This is a genomic window from Streptomyces omiyaensis (assembly GCF_014650895.1).
GTDB lineage: Bacteria > Actinomycetota > Actinomycetes > Streptomycetales > Streptomycetaceae > Streptomyces > Streptomyces omiyaensis.
In genome coordinates this window covers 289,441-306,409 of record NZ_BMVV01000009.1, presented here as the reverse complement: position 1 = coordinate 306,409, position 16,969 = coordinate 289,441, and the positions used below count along the sequence as shown (strand labels likewise).

14 protein-coding genes and 1 pseudogene are annotated in these 16,969 nt (G+C 73.6%); 4 read left to right on the top strand and 11 right to left on the bottom strand.

From position 1 onward, the window contains the following. Positions 1-567: 567 nt before the first annotated feature. Complete coding sequence (locus IE287_RS18150) at positions 568-1,908, top strand: phospholipase D-like domain-containing protein (protein ID WP_189850092.1); 1,341 nt, start codon at positions 568-570, stop codon at positions 1,906-1,908. Between the two features lie 355 nt (positions 1,909-2,263). Here IE287_RS18150 and IE287_RS18145 read toward each other — a convergent pair whose 3' ends face one another. After that, complete coding sequence (locus IE287_RS18145; RefSeq protein WP_189850091.1) at positions 2,264-2,635, bottom strand: fic family toxin-antitoxin system, toxin component; 372 nt, start codon at positions 2,633-2,635, stop codon at positions 2,264-2,266. A 15-nt stretch (positions 2,636-2,650) separates the two neighbouring features. Continuing rightward, a complete protein-coding gene (locus IE287_RS18140) occupies positions 2,651-2,878 on the bottom strand; it encodes a hypothetical protein (protein WP_189850090.1) in 228 nt (75 codons plus the stop codon). Positions 2,879-3,100: 222 nt separating this feature from the next. Here IE287_RS18140 and IE287_RS18135 point away from each other — a divergent pair, with 222 nt between their 5' ends. From IE287_RS18135 to IE287_RS18125, 3 genes and pseudogenes are all read left to right on the top strand, one after another. After that, a complete protein-coding gene (locus IE287_RS18135; RefSeq protein ID WP_189850089.1) occupies positions 3,101-4,498 on the top strand; it encodes a sulfatase family protein in 1,398 nt (465 codons plus the stop codon). Positions 4,499-4,544: 46 nt separating this feature from the next. Further along, positions 4,545-5,083, top strand: a pseudogene (locus IE287_RS39625) (SUMF1/EgtB/PvdO family nonheme iron enzyme); the annotation flags it as partial. 202 nt (positions 5,084-5,285) lie between these two features. Beyond that, entirely contained in the window at positions 5,286-6,266 is a 981-nt protein-coding gene (locus IE287_RS18125; protein WP_189850088.1) for a DUF2804 domain-containing protein, read from the top strand. 35 nt (positions 6,267-6,301) lie between these two features. Here IE287_RS18125 and IE287_RS18120 read toward each other — a convergent pair whose 3' ends face one another. The 9 genes from IE287_RS18120 to IE287_RS18080 all read right to left on the bottom strand — a co-directional run bounded on the left by IE287_RS18120 (position 6,302) and on the right by IE287_RS18080 (position 16,862). After that, the gene (locus IE287_RS18120; protein ID WP_229883553.1) at positions 6,302-6,886 is read right to left on the bottom strand and encodes a hypothetical protein; all 585 of its coding nucleotides are present in this window, start codon (positions 6,884-6,886) and stop codon (positions 6,302-6,304) included. A gap of 122 nt (positions 6,887-7,008) precedes the next feature. Continuing rightward, on the bottom strand, positions 7,009-8,013 hold the full coding sequence (locus IE287_RS18115; protein WP_189850087.1) for a sporulation protein: 1,005 nt from the start codon (positions 8,011-8,013) through the stop codon (positions 7,009-7,011). A 130-nt stretch (positions 8,014-8,143) separates the two neighbouring features. Further along, positions 8,144-8,368: a hypothetical protein gene (locus IE287_RS18110; protein WP_189850086.1), complete on the bottom strand. Its 225-nt coding sequence runs from the start codon at positions 8,366-8,368 to the stop codon at positions 8,144-8,146. A 193-nt stretch (positions 8,369-8,561) separates the two neighbouring features. Then, positions 8,562-9,581, bottom strand: a complete 1,020-nt coding sequence (locus IE287_RS18105) for a hemolysin family protein (protein ID WP_189850085.1) — start codon at positions 9,579-9,581, stop codon at positions 8,562-8,564. After that, a complete protein-coding gene (locus IE287_RS18100) occupies positions 9,578-10,900 on the bottom strand; it encodes a hemolysin family protein (protein WP_189850084.1) in 1,323 nt (440 codons plus the stop codon). The genes IE287_RS18105 and IE287_RS18100 overlap by 4 nt, the downstream gene beginning before the upstream one ends. 131 nt (positions 10,901-11,031) lie before the next feature. Continuing rightward, entirely contained in the window at positions 11,032-12,048 is a 1,017-nt protein-coding gene (locus IE287_RS18095; RefSeq protein WP_189850083.1) for a hemolysin family protein, read from the bottom strand. Beyond that, complete coding sequence (locus tag IE287_RS18090) at positions 12,045-13,382, bottom strand: hemolysin family protein (RefSeq protein ID WP_189850082.1); 1,338 nt, start codon at positions 13,380-13,382, stop codon at positions 12,045-12,047. The genes IE287_RS18095 and IE287_RS18090 overlap by 4 nt, the downstream gene beginning before the upstream one ends. A 260-nt stretch (positions 13,383-13,642) precedes the next feature. Next, positions 13,643-15,718 carry an MMPL family transporter gene (locus IE287_RS18085; protein WP_189850081.1) on the bottom strand — a complete coding sequence of 692 codons (2,076 nt, stop codon included), beginning with the start codon at positions 15,716-15,718 and terminating at the stop codon, positions 13,643-13,645. 238 nt (positions 15,719-15,956) lie between these two features. Continuing rightward, the gene (locus IE287_RS18080) at positions 15,957-16,862 is read right to left on the bottom strand and encodes an SDR family oxidoreductase (RefSeq protein WP_189850080.1); all 906 of its coding nucleotides are present in this window, start codon (positions 16,860-16,862) and stop codon (positions 15,957-15,959) included. Positions 16,863-16,969: the final 107 nt, after the last annotated feature.

Here is a 16,969-nt window from a genome sequence, read left to right as displayed (position 1 = left end):
CTTCGTTCCCGTTTCCGGGCCCTCCGGGCGCTTCCTTCGTTCCCGACTCTATCAGATCTTTCCGACCCGATTTCCTCGGTGCTTTCCGGTCCCGAATTCGATTTACTCGGGGCCTTCCGGCGCTTTCCGACTCTATCAGATCCTTTCAGTGTCTGATTCCCAGTCAGCGGGATTCGCCTTCCCGGCTGTTGGGCCGTTCCGACGAGTGAGACTTTAGCGGATTCCCTGCTCCCGATGCGAATCGGGGCTGCGCCCGGACTTCGAACACGGATTCCTCATTTCGCAAAAACACACGGAAAGCAGGAGGGCGCGACGAATCGCGGCCGTCAGGCTCGGTGGTTCTTGCGGAATCGCTGTCCGGGGCCGACCGGAGTCGGTGCTCACTGTCGGACAGCTCGGAGGACACTACGGATCGGGTGCAGTCCATGTCAACTTCGGCTCGTGACCGGTCCGGGGAGCGCGGTGTCCCTCCCGGAGAGGAACGGCGATGGGAAGCGGGACCGTCGAGGTTTCTCAGGGATCGGGCGTGGGGTGAGTGGGCGTGGGGACGGGGCTAGGGTGGCGGGAATGATCAAGAACAGGTTTCTTGCCGGGCTTCTCGTCGTGGGACTGGTCGGGGTGGGCGCGCCGGCCGCGACCGCGCAGGACGAGACGTATGTGAGGACCGGCGTCGTCTTCAACAAGCCGAACGGCACGACCGCCGAGCAGGGCGCGATCCTCAGCCACCTCGGGCGGCTCGTCAACGGTGCCCCCAGCGGGTCGACCATCCGCATATCCCTGTACGCGTTCGGGTCGTCCTGGCTCGCCGACCAGCTGGTGAAGGCGCACCAGCGGAACGTGAACGTGCAGGTCCTCGTCGATGACACCACGGTCGGCGCGGCGTGGATGGGGACGTCGGGGAAGACCGTCCGCGACAAGCTCCAGGGCGCCTTCGCGACGCAGGCCGCGCCCGGCCAGACGTCGTGGTTCCGGGTGTGCGCGGCGGGCCGGCCGTGCCTGGCCGCGGGAACGAGCGGCGTGAACCACAACAAGTTCTTCCTCTTCTCCCGGTCCACCGGCAGCGGCTCGGCGACCACGGGCGCGGTGGTCGAGAACATCGTGGTGCAGTCCTCCGGCAACCTGACCGCCTGGGACCGCGAGTCCGGCTGGAACGACGCGATGACCGTCGCCGACAACGCCGCCCTGCACGCCGGGTACGTCCGCTACTTCGACCTGATGGCCGCTTCGCAGGCGCGGCCGGACGGGTCGGGAACGGTGAGCGATCTGGCGATCGACGTGGAGGCCGGGCAGGCCAAGGGCTACTTCTTCCCCCGCTCCTCCACCGATGTCGTCGAGAACATCCTGAGCATGGTCGAGACCCGCGTGCCGAACGCCGACGGGACCACCGCTCCGGTCTGCCACGGGAACACCCCGGGGCACGGCACGGCGGACGGCCGCACCGTGATCCGCATCGCCAACGGGCACATCTCGCGGCCGGCCGTGGCGGAGAAGCTGTGGACGCTCGCCGACGCGGGCTGCTACGTCGACGTCGTGTACGGCAAGCTCTCCGACTACGCGGCCGTCGGCACGCACCGGGAGACCGCGTACTGGCTGACGCGGTCGACCGCGAAGGGGAAGATATCCCTCCACCGCCTGGCGAACGACGAGGTGAGGAACCCGGCCGCGCCCGAGGTCTCCGGGACGACCACCCACACCAAGTACCTGCTGATCGAGGGCTCGTACAAGGGTGTGAAGGATCAGAAGCTGGTGTTCACCGGGAGCCATCCGTACACCGGGCTGGCCCTCACCGCCAACGACGAGGCGCTGGTGAAGTACGTCGGCCCCGAGATGCACGACGCGTACGTGACGAACTTCCGCGACCAGCGCGCCGCCGCGCTCGCGGAGTCCCAGTACGGCGGCGTCTTCTAGGCGCCGGCCGGTGGACCGCCCGGCAGGTCGTGTGCCTGTCGGGCGTGGCGGCGCCACTGGCCGGAGGTCGTTCCGTAGGCGGGGTGGAGCGGTCGGAGGGCGGCCGCGGTGGGGTCCGCCGGGCGTCCTGCCCCTCCAGGACCTCCCAGGCCTGGAGGAGGACGCGTTCGTCGGCGGGGGTGAGGAGGACCGTCTGCCGGGTCGGGAGGGGTCCGGAGCCTGTTCCCCTCAGTCGAAGCAGGTCCGGGCCCGATCCGTGGCGGGGCGCGGCGGGCGCCTCGCCCCGACGACGGCGATCGCCCGTACCCGCTCGGCGGTACGGGGGGGGGAGCGGAGGGCGGACCGGGCGGACGTCTCAGGTGGTCCAGGTCTTCAGGACCGCCGCGATCCGGCGTACGCCCGCTTCGCCGGTGAGGGTCTCGTCGACGAGGTCGATGGCGTCCTGGCCGGTGAAGTCGACCGGTTCGCCGGAGGCCTGGAGGTAGCCGACGGCGACCGCCACGGCGAACAGCTCGTTGGAGTGCTCCAGGGCGGGTACGCGGACGAGCTGGTGCAGCAGGGCCGCGGCCCGGTGGTGGGGCCGGTCGTAGACCGGCGTGTCCATCACGTGGAAGGAGTGGCGGGAGCGGGCCGCTTCGAGGGATCCCCAGTCCGTGATGCTCGGATCACCGGGGATGACCTTCTGGGCGATGTCGAGGAGCCAGGCCAGGTCGACCTGGAGGATCATCTACCGGTCCCCGGGTCAGGCGGCGTCGGTGCCGGACGCGGCGGACCGGCCGTAGCGCGCGGCGAAGGCGTCGCCGTGCCGGGCGACGACGTGGCGGGCGCCGTCGAGGAAGCGGGTCCGGGTGAGGTCGGCGTCCAGCACCCGCTCCGCGTAGTCCTCTGCGGCCACGTGTCTCGCGGCGGCGGCGTGCTGGAGCGCCTCGTACGCCTCGTCGCTGATCTCGATGCGGAGTTCCCGTGCCATACCACCACGGTAGCGGCCCGGCGCGTCGTGCGGCAGTCCTCCGGGGCGACGGCCTCGCAACATCGCGGCAACGAACCCTTCGTGCCCCGCGCATGGAACGCGCCCGGGTGCGCCCACAGCCTCCTTCTCGGCATTTCTTCCCGGCTCTCCTCTCTTGCCTTGCCGCCCCTTCCCGGTTTGCTTCCCGCCGATCCCGCACACCGACGAGAGGTCGTTACTGTCATGGCCACGTCTAGTTTGTCCGGTCCCGGCCGTCGTGGGGTCCTGGGCACCGCGGCCGCCGTCGCCGCCGGTACCGTCCTGCCCGCGCTCGCAGCCCCGCCCGCCCGGGCCGCCGGCCCCGACCGGCCCAACGTGCTGCTGATCGTCACCGACGACCAGCCCAAGCAGACCGAGTGGGCCACGCCCAAGACGGTCGCCTGGCTGGCCGGCCGGGGAGTGCGCTTCAGCAACGGGCACGCCACCACCCCGCTGTGCGCGCCGTCGCGCTCCTCGGTCTTCTCCGGCCGCTTCGCCCACAACCACGGCGTCCGCAACAACAGCACCTCCCCCGCGCTGGACCGGCACACCACCCTCCAGCGGTACCTGAGCCAGGCCGGCTACCGGACGGGGCTGTTCGGCAAGTACCTCAACGCCTGGGACGTCGCCGACAACCCGCCGCACTTCGAGGAGTTCGCGCTGCTGCGGCCGTCGTACACGGACGGCACGTTCAACGTGAACGGCACCGTGCGGACCATCTCCGGCTACGCCACCACCGTGATCAGGAACCGCACCCTCGCCTTCCTCGACAAGTCCCGCACCGACAGCCGTCCCTGGTTCGCCTGCGTCACCCCGTACGCCTCGCACGGCCCCTTCACGCCGGAGCCCGAGTACGCCGGCACCGAGGTCCCCGCCTGGGACGGCCGCCCCTCCGTCCCCGAAGAGGACCGCAGCGACAAGCCCGCGTACGTCCGCGACGCCACCCAGACGCTCGAGGACGGCCGCCTGGTCCGCGCCAAGCAACTGCGCGCCCTGCGCTCGGTGGACGACGCCGTGCAGTCCTTCCGCGACAAGCTGGCGGCCCTGGGGCAGCTCGACGACACCCTGGTCGTCTACATCGGCGACAACGGGTTCAACTGGGCCGACCACGGCCTGACCGGCAAGGCCGTCCCCTACCGGCCCGCCCACGAGGTGCCGTTCTACCTCTCCTGGCCCGGCGGCGGGCTCGGCGGCGGCACCACCGACGACCGCATCGTGGCGAACATCGACATCGCCCCCACCGTCCTCGACGCGGCCGGGATCACCCCGGACACCCCGCACGACGGCCACTCGCTGCTCGGCCCCCACGCCCGCGACCACCTCCTCGTCGAGTGGTGGCGGCAGGGCTCGGGGACGGCCGCGAAGAACACCTGGTCGTCGTATGTCGCCAAGGACCGCCAGTACACGGAGTACTACGACCTGCACACCAACGCCGCCGGCACCGTGAGCGGCACGGGGCAGGTGAAGTTCCGCGAGTACTACGACCTGCGGGCGGACCCGTACCAGCTGCGGAACAGCCTCCACCAGGCCACGCCCGCGGACGAACGGGCCCTCGGGATCCCCGGGCTCGCGGCCGCCCTGGCCGCCGACCGCACGGCCTGACGACGCCGAGCGCTTCGGCGCCTCCTTCGTCTTCCGCGGTGGCGTCACCGCCGCGGCGCGCGAACGGGCCGTGCCCGTGCCCGGGGCGGACGGGTGGCCTGCGGTGCCGGGGGCCTGGCACCGGGAGCCGGAAGGTTCCGGGTCCCGCTCGGACGACCGCCTCGACCACCCCGTCACCCACGTCCCCCGGCGCGACGCGCAGGCGTACGGCGCCTGGTCCGGCACCCGTCTGCCCACCGAGGCGGAGTGGGAGTACGCCGCCCGGGGCGGCCTCGACCGGGCCCGCCGCCCGTGGGGCGACGAACCGCCGGTCCCGGACCGTGCGGTGACCTTCCGCGGCGGCTTCCCCGACCGTCCGACGGCCGGGGTCGGCACCGCCCCGTGCGCGCGCTCGCGCCCGACGGCCACGGACTGTGCCACGCCGTCGGCAACGTCCGGAAGCGGACGGCCGACCTCTTCGCGCCCGGCTCCCCCGCCCGGGCCCTGCGCGGCGGCCCGCACCTGTGCCACGCCTCGTACGGCAACCGGTGCCGCTGTTCGGCGCGGACGGCCGACACCCCGGACTCCTCGACGGGCCACACCGGCTTCCGGGTGGCGGGGGGCGTCTACGGGGTCCGCTCCCGGGGTTCGCCGACGGGGCCCGCCGACGTCCCGGCCTCCGCGGCCGGGGCAGGCGGGGCAGGCGGGGCAGGCGGGGCAGGCGGGGCAGGCGGGGCAGGCGGGGCAGGCGGGGCAGGCGGGGCAGGCGGGGCAGGCGGGGCAGGCGGGGCAGGGCTACCCTGCGCGCATGACGCACGAGCCGGAGCTGACCTCCCCCGTGGACCTGTGCCTTCCCGACGGGCGGTTGAACCCCGCCTCGGTCGGCTGGACCCGGCGGCCCCTGCACCTCGCCAACCTGCGCGGCTGGGGACGCACGAAGCGCTGGGAGTACTGGGGCGTCGTCACCCCCGACCACGTCGTCGGCCTGGTCGCCTCGTCCCTGGACTACGCGGGCGTGCACGGGCTCTACGTGCTGGAGCGCGCGACCGGCCGGGAGACCACGGTCGACGCCGTGGTCCCGCTGGCCCGCGGGGTCCGCTTCCCCGCGCGCAGCGGGGAGGGCGAGGTGTCCGTGCGCGGCGGCGGGCTGGAGGTGACGATCCGCCAGCGCCCGGACGGCTCCTCGATCCGGGCGGCGGGGGGCGGCGTACGGCTCGACGTCGAGGTGCCGCTCCCGGAGGGGCACGAGTCGCTCGGCGTCGTCGTGCCGTGGAGCCGCACCCGGTTCCAGTACACGGTCAAGGACGTCGGGCGTCCGGTGCACGGCACCCTGACGGTGCGGGGGCGGACCCACGAGGTGGGCGGAGCCGGGTCGTTCGCGGTCCTCGACCACGGTCGCGGCAGGTGGCCGTACGCGATGACGTGGAACTGGGCGGCCGGGGCGGCCCCGGGGCGGGCGATCCAGCTGGGCGGGAAGTGGACCGCGGGGACCGGCGTCACCGAGAACGCGCTCTTCGTCGACGGCCGGCTGCACAAGATCGGCGAGGAGCTCCGCTGGAGCTACGACCGCTCGGACTGGCTGCGTCCCTGGCGGATCAGCGGGGAGCGGGTGGAGGTCCGGTTCCGCCCGTTCCACGAGCGGGTCGCCCGGACGAACCTCGGCGTCGTCGCCGGCGAGACGCACCAGTGCTTCGGCCACTTCTCCGGGCGGGCCCTGACCGACGACGGCACCGAGACGAGCCTGGACGGGCTGGTCGGCTGGGCCGAGGAGGCGCGCAACCGCTGGTAGGAGGGCTCCGCGCCGCCCGCCCCCCTGCCGTGCCGTCACCCGAGAGGCGCGAAGGGGGTCGTGAACCCGGCCGGGCCGGTCACGCGGGTCAGGCGGAGCTCGCCGGGTTCGGTCCCGGCGCCGGACAGGACGACGACGGTGTCGCCGACGCGTCCCCGAGCGACCCAGCGCTCCCCGTCACCGGCACGCCAGAGCTCGAAGGCGAGGGCCCGTCCGTCCGCGGTGAGGGTGACGGGCCGGGAGGGCGGCGGCGCGACCGGTGCTTCCCCGTCGGGGTGGGGGCAGGTCCCGAAGGCCCGCTCCAGGGCTTCGTCGTTCTCCGGGTTGCCGGAGGAGCCGCTGAACACCGTGACGTGGGGGACCTCGGCGTCGAAGAGCGGAGACCCGAACCACAGGGAGACGTGGGCGTCGCCGGTGGTCCGGTCGTGGCCGTGCCCCGTGAACTGCCGCGACTCCGGCCAGTCGGCATCGACGCCGAAGACGTCCAGGACGTCGAAGACAGCCGGGGCGCCCGGCCCTCCGAGTCCTCCGAGGAACCCCAGGAGGCCGAAGGCGCGGAAGAATTCGGCCGGTTCGGGAATGCCTCGGTCCTTCGCGGGGTCTTCCGGGTCCTCGTCCATGGCCGGACATCCTGTCATCCCGGGAGGAGGCGCGGGAGTCCGGGGCGGCTGCCGGGGCCTCGGGAGCGGGGCGTCCCGGCGCCCCCCTCCCCTGCCCGCCCTCCCTGCCGCTCGTCCCCGGTCTACTCCTCCTCGGCCTCGGCCTCGTCCTCGTCGCCCTCGAAGAAGTCGCCCACCTCGTCGACGACCTCCGCGGCGACCAGGCCGCCGGCCACGCCGACGGCCAGGCCCGCGGCGCCCGCGGCGATCGCCGTGCCCGTGCCGGGGGCGGAGTGGTGGGCGTGGCCTTCGTGGGTCCCGTGGGTGCTCCGGGCGAAGAGCGCGCCGCCCGTGGGCTCGTGCGGGGCGTGGGTGGTGCGGTGCTGGAGGAGGTGGCCGATCCAGGCGTCGACCTCGGTGTTCCAGTCGAGGCGGCCGGCGTCGTCGTGGTCCACGGTGAAGCGGGTGAGGGTGTCGTGGCCCTCGGAGAAGAGGCCGCCGCGCTTGTCGGCCTCCAGGACCACGTCCAGGGTGGCGGGGCCGGCGAGGAAGGTGACCTCGATCTCCTCGGCCAGGTGGGCGTACCGGGGCGCCGGGGCCAGCTCGATCTCCTGGTAGAAGGGGAGCTGTTGGCCCGTGCCGCCGATGCGGCCGAGCTCCAGGTCGGCGGAGGTGAAGCCGAAGCCGAGCTGTCCCAGTGCCTCCAGGACGGCTTCCTGGGCGGGGAGGGGGCGTACGGCGAGGGGGTCGAGGTCGCCCTTGTCCCTGGCGCCGGCGACGCCGAGTTCGGTGCGGACGCCGAGGGAGACGCCGAGGCCCTGCCCGTACAGCTCGGTGATCGGGGTCTCCCACGGCAGGGCGAAGGAGAACGGCACGCTGCGGTGCTCGTCCTCGGCCAGGCGGAAGCCGCCCGCGACGACGTGCTGGTGGAAGACGACCACGCCCTCGGACTCCTCGTCGCCCTGCTCGGACTCGACGCGGGCGACGAGTTCCAGGGTGATGTGCTCGATCGTGAAGTCGGCGGTGCCGCCCCGGAGGCGGACCCGGCCGGTGACGGTGCCGCCGGGCGTCGCCGCGCCCGGGTCGAGCTCGGTGTCCACCGAGGGGCCTCCGACGCCCAGTGAGCCGAGCAGACGCTTGAACACCATCGGGCGTTCACTCCTTCGAGTTGCTGGTGCGGGACCGCGTTCGACACGGATCCGCTTTTCGTCTACAGACGTGTAGAAGACTAGGGGTGTGGCGGGCCTGCGCGAGCGGGGCGGGTGGGACTTTCCGAGGTCAGGGGGCGGCCGGGTCGTAGCCGTACCGCAGCGGTCCGGGCGGCCGGCCCTCGCGGCGGTAGACGTAGACGGCGGTCGCGCGCATGCCGCCCCTCGGCTCGTCCACCTCGCAGGGGTACGTCACCTGGACGAGGCCCGGGCGGCCCTGGACCCGCACGCTGACGCCGTCGGCGGGACCTCCGGAGAGCAGTGCCGTTTCCCAGTCCGGCGCGTCGTCCGTCATGCGGGGTCACCTCGGATTCACGGGTGGGCCCGGGCGGGGCCGGCCGGGGCACGACGGACCCGCGGACGGCCGAGAGGCGCGGCCCACGGCACCTCTACACGCTTGTAGAGGATAGGTGAGGACGCGCCTCCCGTGAGGTCCGCCGTCCGTTCTCCGCCAACGTCGTCCGAAAGTGGCCGGAGTCGGGCGGGGATCAGATCGTCTGCGGGCCCATGATCCGGACCAGGAGGTCGTCCAGACTGACCAGACCGGTGAGCTCGCCCGTCTCGTCGCGGACGAGCGCGAGGGACGCGCGGCGCCTGCGGAGCTGTTCGATCGCGCCGGAGACCGTTTCCGTGGCGGCCAGTTCGGGCACCGGGCGGGCGAGGTCGCGGGCGGTGAGCTCCCTGCCGCGGGTGCGGGCGACGAGGACGTCCCGGGTGTGGACCGAGCCGAGGATCGCGTCCCCGTCGCGGACGAGGAGGCGGGAGCGGTCGCTGTCGGACGCCTGGCCGAGGATCGCGTCCAGGTCCGCGTCGGCCGGGACGGCGACGATGTCGGCGGCCGGGGTCCGGAGCGCGGCCACGGGGGTCTGCGGCTCGGTGAGCGAGCGGGTGATGAGCTGCGAGTCGGTCCTGTTGATCAGACCGAGGCGCTCGGACTCCTCCACGAGGTGGGTGAGCTGCTCGCGGTTGTGGACGGCGGCCAGTTCGTCGCGCGGCTGGACGCGGCACAGGCGGACGAGGCCGTTGCTGACCTTGTTCAGCACCCAGATCAGCGGGCGGACGGTCTTGACCACGGCCCGGAACGGCGGGGTCAGGATCATGGCGGAGCGCTCGGGGTGGGCGATGGCCCAGGACTTGGGCGCCATCTCGCCGAGGACCATGTGGAGGAAGACCACGACGGTCATGGCGACGGCGAACGCGATGCCGTAGCTGAGCGCGGGCGGCAGGCCGAGCCCGACGAGCAGCGGGTCGAGCTCGTGGGAGATGGCGGGCTTGGAGATGGCTCCGAGGCCCAGGGTGCACAGGGTGATGCCGAGCTGGGCCCCGGCGAGCATCAGCGACAGCTCGCGCATGCCCGCGAGGGCGGCCTTCGCGCCGCGCCGGCCGTCGGCGACCGCCTTCTCGATGCGGTGGCGCTTGGCGGCGACGAGCGCGAACTCGGCGGCGACGAAGAAGCCGCTGCCGATGAGCAGCAGGACGGTGACGAAGAGGGCCATGGGGAAGCTCATGCCTGGGCCTCCTCGGCCGTGGCGGTCGACGGGAGGCGTTCGAGGCGGACGCGTCCCGGTACGTGGCGGTCGAGGCTGAGGACGTCGATGCGGACGTCGTCGACGGTGAGTCCGTCGCCGATGGTCGGGAAGCGTCCGAGCCGGTCGATGATCAGGCCCGCGACCGTGTCGTAGTCGTCGTCCCCGGGGAGGGCGATGCCGGTGGCGTCCTCGATCTCGTCGAGGCGGCGGCCCGCGTCGACGCGCCAGCCGTCGCCGTCCGGAACGGCGAGCGCGACGACCCGGTCGCTCTCGTCGGCGATGTCGCCGACCAGTTCCTCGGCGATGTCCTCGTACGTGACGACGCCCGCGACGCCGCCGTGCTCGTCCAGGACGACGGCGAACTCGTCGTCCGCCTCCCGCATCCGGGCCACCGCCTGCGGCAGCGGCAGCGTGTCGGGCAGCAGCAGCGGCGCGCGGTCGGCCTCCCCCGCGGTGACGGCGTCGAAGCGGTCGGCGGGCAGCCGGGCGAGGTCGCGTACGCCGAGGACGCCGGCGACGTCGTCCGGGTGGTCGCCGAGGACGGGGTAGTTGGAGTGCCCGTGCCGCGCGATCAGCTCGACGGCCTCGGTGAGCGTGGCCTCCTTGCGGACGAAGACGGCGTCGGCGCGCGGCACCATGACCTCGTCCAGGGTCCGCTCGGAGAACTCCAGCGCGTGGTCGAGGAGCTCCGCGGTGTCGGCCGGGAGCTGCCCCTGCTCGTGGGACTCCCCGATGAGGTGGCTGAGCTCCTCCAGGGTCGCGCCGTGGTGCAGCTCCTCCACGGGCTCGATCCCGGCCTTCCGCAGCAGCCCGTTCGCGGCCCCGTCGAAGACGCGGACGACCGGTCCGACGATCTTCAGGTAGAGGAGCGTGGAGGGGGCGAGCGCCTTGGCGAGCCGCTCGGGGACGGCCAGCGCGAGGTTCTTCGGCGCGAGTTCGCCCAGGACCATCTGGAGGACGGTGGCGACCACGAAGGCGAGGACGACGGAGATCGCCGACACCGCCCCGTCCGACAGGCCGGTGCCGTCGAGCAGGGGCCTCAGGAGCGCGGAGACGGACGGCTCGGCGAGGAAGCCGACGACGAGGCCGGTGACGGTGATGCCGAGCTGGGCGCCCGACAGCATGAAGGAGAGGCGTTCGAGGACCTTCAGCGCGCGGGCCGCCCGCTTGTCGCCGGCCTCGGCCTCGCGGGCGAGGGCGAGGCGGTCGGCGGCGACGTAGGAGAACTCCTGGGCCACGAAGTAGCCCGTGCCGGCGGTCAGCACGAGGACGGCGAGGAGGCCGAGAGCGGCGTTCATCGGCGGTCGCATCCCTTCGGGGGGACGGGACGCGTCGTTCTGGCGGACAAGCAGGGGCTCCTTCGTGGGGCGGTCATCGGGCTCGGGGTGGTGGTGGGTGTGGGGTGAGGGCGGGGGTCGGGAGTCGGGGGTCACACGGTGGCGGGCCCGACCAGCTCCTCCAGGAGGTCCTCCATCGTCACGTAGCCGACGACGGTGCCGGACTCGCCGGTGACGGCGGCCAGGTGGCTGCCGGCGGCGCGCAGGGCGGTGAGGGCGTCGTCGAGCGGGGTGTCGATCCGTACCCGGGTGACGGCGTGGAGCGCGGTCCGGGGGAAGGGCCTGTCGCGGTCCGCGACGCCGAGGGTGTCCTTGATGTGGAGGTATCCGAGGACGGCGCCGGCGGGGCCGGTGACCGGGAAGCGGGAGTAGCCGGCGCGGGCCGCCGTGCGTTCCAGGACCGCCGGGGTGACGCGGTGGTCCACGGTGACCATCCGCGCGACGGGGACGACGAGCTCGCCGACCGGGCGGGTGCCGAGTTCCAGGGCGTCGCGCAGGCGTTCGCCGTCGGCGGGCGAGAGGAGTCCGGCCTCGCTGGTGTCCTGGACCATGCGGGCGAGCTGGTCGTCGGTGTAGACGGCGGCGACCTCGTCCTTCGGCTCGACCCGCAGCAGGCGCAGCAGCACGTTGGCGAAGGCGTTGATGCCGAAGACGACCGGCCGCAGCGCGCGGGTGAGGGCGACGAGCGGCGGCCCGAGGAGCAGCGCGGTCCGCACCGGGGCGGCGAGGGCGATGTTCTTCGGGACCATCTCGCCGATCAGCATGTGCGCGTACGTCGCCAGGGCGAGGGCGAGGGCGAAGGCGATCGGGTGCACGAGGCCGTGCGGCACGTGGGCCGCCTCGAAGAGGGGCTCCAGGAGGTGGGCGATCGCGGGTTCGGCGACCGCGCCGAGGACCAGCGAGGACACGGTGATGCCGAGCTGTGCGGTGGCCAGGAGGGCGGAGAGGTGTTCCAGGCCCCACAGGGTCATGCGGGCGCGCCGGTCGCCCTCGCGGGCCGACGGCTCGATCTGGCTGCGGCGGACGGAGATCAGGGAGAACTCGCCGCCGACGAAGAAGGCGTTCGTCAGGAGGGTGAGGAAGCCGATGGTGAGCTGGAGCGCGGTCATCGGGCCGCTCCGGCGTCCTCGGGCTCGGCGGCGGGGGCGGGTTCGGTGAGGTGGACGCGGTCCGCCCGGTGGTGCTCGACGTCGAGGACGTCGAGCCGCCAGCCGCCGAGCAGGACGACGTCGCCCTCGGCCGGGATGCGGCCGAGGCGGGTCGCGACGAGGCCGGCGACCGTCTCGTACGGGCCTGCCGGCGCCCGCAGCCCGATCCGGGCCAGCTGGTCGATCCGTACGCCCCCGTCGGCCTCCCAGGTGGCCCGGCCGTCGTCGGTGGGCGGTGCGGGCAGCAGGTCGGGCACCTCCACCGGGTCGTGCTCGTCGCGCACCTCGCCGACGACCTCCTCGACGATGTCCTCGACGGTCGCCACGCCGGCCATGCCGCCGTACTCGTCGATCACGACGGCCATGCCCCGGTGGGCCCGCAGGCGCTCAAGGAGCCGGTCGGCGGGCAGCGTCTCGGGCACGAGCAGCGGCGGGGTGGCGAGGGCGGCGACCGGGGTGGTGGACCGTTCCTCCGGCGGCAGGGCGAGGACGTCGCGGATGTGGACGGTCCCGATCACGTCGTCGTGGTTCCCCCGGTGGACCGGGAAGCGGGAGAGGCCGGTGGCGTGGGTGAGGTCGGCGGCGTCGGCGGCCGTGGCCCGCGCCTCCAGCGCGTGGACGTCCACGCGGGGCGTCATGACGTTCTCGGCGGTCAGCTCGCCCAAGTGGAGCGTCCGGACGAACAGTTCGGCCGAATCCGCCTCGATGGCTCCCTCCGCCGCGCTGTGCCGGGCGAGGGAGGCCAGTTCGGCGGGGGTCCGCACGGTGTGCAGCTCCTCGGCCGGCTCCAGGCCGAAGCGGCGCACGAACCGGTTGGCGGTGCCGTTCAGGTGCCGGATGAAGGGGCCGAAGGCCGCGGTGAAGACGCGCTGCGGTCCGGCGACGACCTCGGCGACGGCCAGCGGCCGGGAGATCGCCCAGTTCTTGGGCACGAGCTCGCCGACGACCATGAGGACCACGGTGGAGACCGCCACTCCGAGGACGGTCGCGACGGGCGGCGCCGCGGCGCCGAGGCCGATCGCCTCCAGCGGGCCGCGCAGCAGCGCGGCCAGGGACGGTTCGGCGAGCATGCCGATGACCAGGGAGGTGACGGTGATGCCCAGTTGGGCGCCGGAGAGCTGCACGGTCAGCCGGCGGACGGCGCGCAGCGCGCTCTCGGCGCCGCGCTCCCCCGCCTCGGCGGCCCGCTCCAGTTCACCGCGGTCGACGGTGGTGAGGGAGAACTCGGCCGCCACGAAGACGGCGCACGCGAGGGTGAGGACGAGCGCGAGCAGGAGGAGCAGCACCTCGGTCACCGTGCCACCCCCGTTCCCCGGCTCGACGCGTCGGGGCAGGCGGTGGCACGGCTCCTACTGGGAGGCTCACCCATTGCGGGTCGCTCGCTCCTCACTCGTCCGGGGAGGGGGATCCCGGGCGTCGCGGGACGGGATCCGGGCGGGACCGGCCGGTGGGGCCCGATCTTCTACAACACTGTAAAGGAAAGAAGATCTCCGATCGAGGGCCCGCCCCGCCGCACGCCGGACCGCGCGTCGGGACGGGCACCGGGCCTCGCGGGTCAGGGGCGCTTGCGCAGCGCCCCCGGCCACCAGACGGTGGGGCCGATGTCCCGGACGAGGGCCGGCACGAGGAGCGACCGGACGACCAGCGTGTCGAGCAGGACGCCGAAGGCGACGATGAAGGCGATCTGGACCAGGAACGCCAGCGGGATCACGCCCAGCGCCGCGAAGGTCGCGGCGAGGACGACACCGGCCGAGGTGATGACACCGCCCGTGGCGACCAGGCCGCGCCGCAGGCCCTCGCGGGTGCCGTGGAGCTCCGTCTCCTCCCGCACCCGCGACATGAGGAAGATGTTGTAGTCGACGCCGAGGGCGACCAGGAAGACGAATCCGTACAGCGGGACGGCGGAGTCGGTGCCGGTGAAGCCGAGGACGTGCTCGAAGACGAGGGCCGCGACGCCCAGCGTCGCCAGGAAGTTGAGGGCGACCGTCGCCACCAGGAGCACGGGCAGCAGCAGTGAGCGCAGCAGGCCGACCAGGATCACCAGGATGATCGCCAGCACGACGGGGACGATGAGCTTCCGGTCGCGTTCGGCCGTGACCTGGGTGTCGTACTGCTGGGCCGTCGAGCCCCCGACGAGGGCGTCCGCCCCGGGGACGGCGTGCAGGGCGGTGCGCAGCGCGGCGACGGTCCGCTTGGCCGCGTCGGAGTCCGCGGCGTCCGTGAGGGTCACGTCGACGCGGACGCGCCCGTCGGCGACGAGCGGCCCCGAGGTGCCGGGGACGGCGAAGAGCGTCGCGGAGTCGACGCCGTCGACGCCCTCGGCGGTCGTGCGGACCCGCTCCGCGGCGTCCGCGTCGGCGATGACGACGGCCGGGTTGCCGGCGCCGCCCGGGAAGTGCCGGCTCAGGCGCTCCTGGGCCGAGACGGAGGGCGCGTCCTTGACGAAGATCTCGTCGAGCGGGACGCCCTTGGAGTCGAGGGTGAAGGAGAACGCGGCGCAGGCGAGCAGTGCCGCGAGGGAACCCGCCCAGACCTTGCGCGGCGCGCGGTCGACGAGGGCCGCGACCCTGCGCCAGACGGGGTGGGCGGCCTCGCCGTCGGGGGTGTGCCGGGGGCGGGCCGGCCAGTACGCGGCGCGGCCGAGGAGGACGAGGGCGGCGGGGAGGAACGTCACCGCGCTGAGGACGGCGCAGGCGATGCCGATGGCGCCGACGGGGCCGAGGGCGCGGTTGTTGGTGAGGTCGCTGAAGAGCAGGGCCAGCAGGCCGAGCGCGACGGTGGCGGCGCTGGCCACGATCGGGCCGAAGGACTGCCTGAGCGCGGCGCGCATGGCCGGCACGCGGTCGCCGTCGCGCGCGCCCAGCTCCTCGCGGTAGCGCGCGGCGAGCAGCAGGGCGTAGTCGGTGGCGGCGCCGATGACCAGGATGGACAGGATGCCCTGCACCTGGCCGTCGACCCGGACGATGTCGTGGTCGGCCAGGACGTAGACGACGGCGCAGGCCAGGCCGAGGGCGAAGACGGCGCCGACGATGATCAGCAAGGGGAGCAGGACGCTCCGGTAGACCAGCAGCAGGATCACCAGGACGGTCGCCAGGGCGACGACCAGCAGCAGGCCGTCGATGCCCGCGAAGGCGTCGCCGAGGTCGGCCTGCGTGGCGGCGGGACCGCCCAGCCACACCTCGGTGCCCGGGACCCCGGACGCCGCCGCGTCGATCCGCTCCAGCACGGCGGGCAGTTCGTCGCCGAGGTCGGTCCGGAGCTGGACGACGCCCCGCAGGGCCTCTCCGTCCTCGGAGGGGAAGGCGGGGGAGGGCGCGCCGACCACGCCCTCGGTACCGGTGAGGGCCGCGAGGGAGCGGGTGGCCTCGGCCTGCGCCGAGGGGGCGACGGGGCCGCCGCCCTCGGCGGTCCACAGGACCAGGGCGGGAAGCGTCTCCTCCTGGCGGAACGCCTCCTGGGCCTGGAGGACCCGGGTCGACTCGGCGCTGCGGGGCAGGAAGGCGGCCTGGTCGTTGGTGGCCACCTCGCCGAGCTTCCCGGCGTAGGGACCGAGCCCGCCTCCGATGGCGAGCCAGACGACGAGCACCAGGAGCGGCAGCAGCCTGCTCGCCCAGCGCGTGGGTGTGGACATGGAGAACTCCCCGAGTATCTCTCAACAATCAACTATCTCAATGATCGAGACACATTGAACCACGAGGCGAAACGGGTTTCGCGGACCCTCCCCCGCCGAGCGGAACGAGCCGCCGGACACCCTCTCTTCCCTCCCTCGCCGCGGCGCGGATGCGGGAGGAGTGTGATCCGGGTCACGGGCCGATCCGGGCGATCCCGCCCGAAACCGGACGGAGCCGATCGGCCGCGGACGGCTCCGGTCAGCGGTCCTTCTCGCGGCCGGCCGCGGAGTGGCCCATCATCGCCTCCTCCACGCGACCGCCGGTGCCGAGCAGGCCCGTCTGCTCGAACTCGTGCTCCCGCATGAGCCGGGGCAGTTCCCGCCGGGAGAGCAGGTCCACCACGACCGGGAAGAAGGGGCGCCCGGCCTGGGCGAGCCGCAGCCACGGCGGGGCGTAGACGGAGGCGGCGCGCCGTTCGACGCCCCGGGTCAGCCAGGACGCGACCCGGTCGACCGGGTAGACCCGGCGCGCGGGGGCGGGCATGTGCCCGCGCAGCTCCCGGAGGACGGCGTGGTCGTCGACGTCGCGGACCATGTCGGTGTCGGTCCAGTGCAGGTACGCCACCCCCACCCCCACGCCCCGGTGCGCCACCTCGGCCCGGAGGGAGCGCGCGAAGGCCTCGACGCCCGCCTTGGAGGCGCAGTAGGCGCTCATCATGGGGGCCGAGCCGAAGGCGGCGGTCGACGCGACCTGGAGGAAGTACCCGCGGGTCGAGCGCAGCCCGGGAAGGAAGGCGCGCGCCGTGACGGCGCTGCCGACGAGGTTGACCTCGACGACACGGCGCCAGGTGTCCGGGTCGGAGCTCTCGAAGGGACCCCCTTCGGCGACTCCCGCGTTGGCGACGACCACCGACGGCGGGCCGAAGGTCCGCGTGATGTCCTCGGCGGCCCGCCGCATCGCCGCGTCGTCGGTGACGTCGACCTCCACGATGTGGCTCTCGGTGCCGAGCGTGTCGGCCACCGCGGCGAGCGTGGCGTGCTCCCTGCCCAGCAGGGCGACCCGCATGCCGCGCCGGGAGAGGTGCCGGGCCAGACCGGCGCCCAGGCCACGGGCGGCGCCGGTGACGACCGCGGTTCGTCCTTGCAGTTCCCAGGAGCGGGCCATGAGGGCCTCCGATGAAGGGTGAGGATACGATTTTAGATCTTTTGCGTAGAGATGCCTCTCCAGCAACTTCGCCCGGCGGAGGGTCGCGGATGCGGGTGGACGCGGAC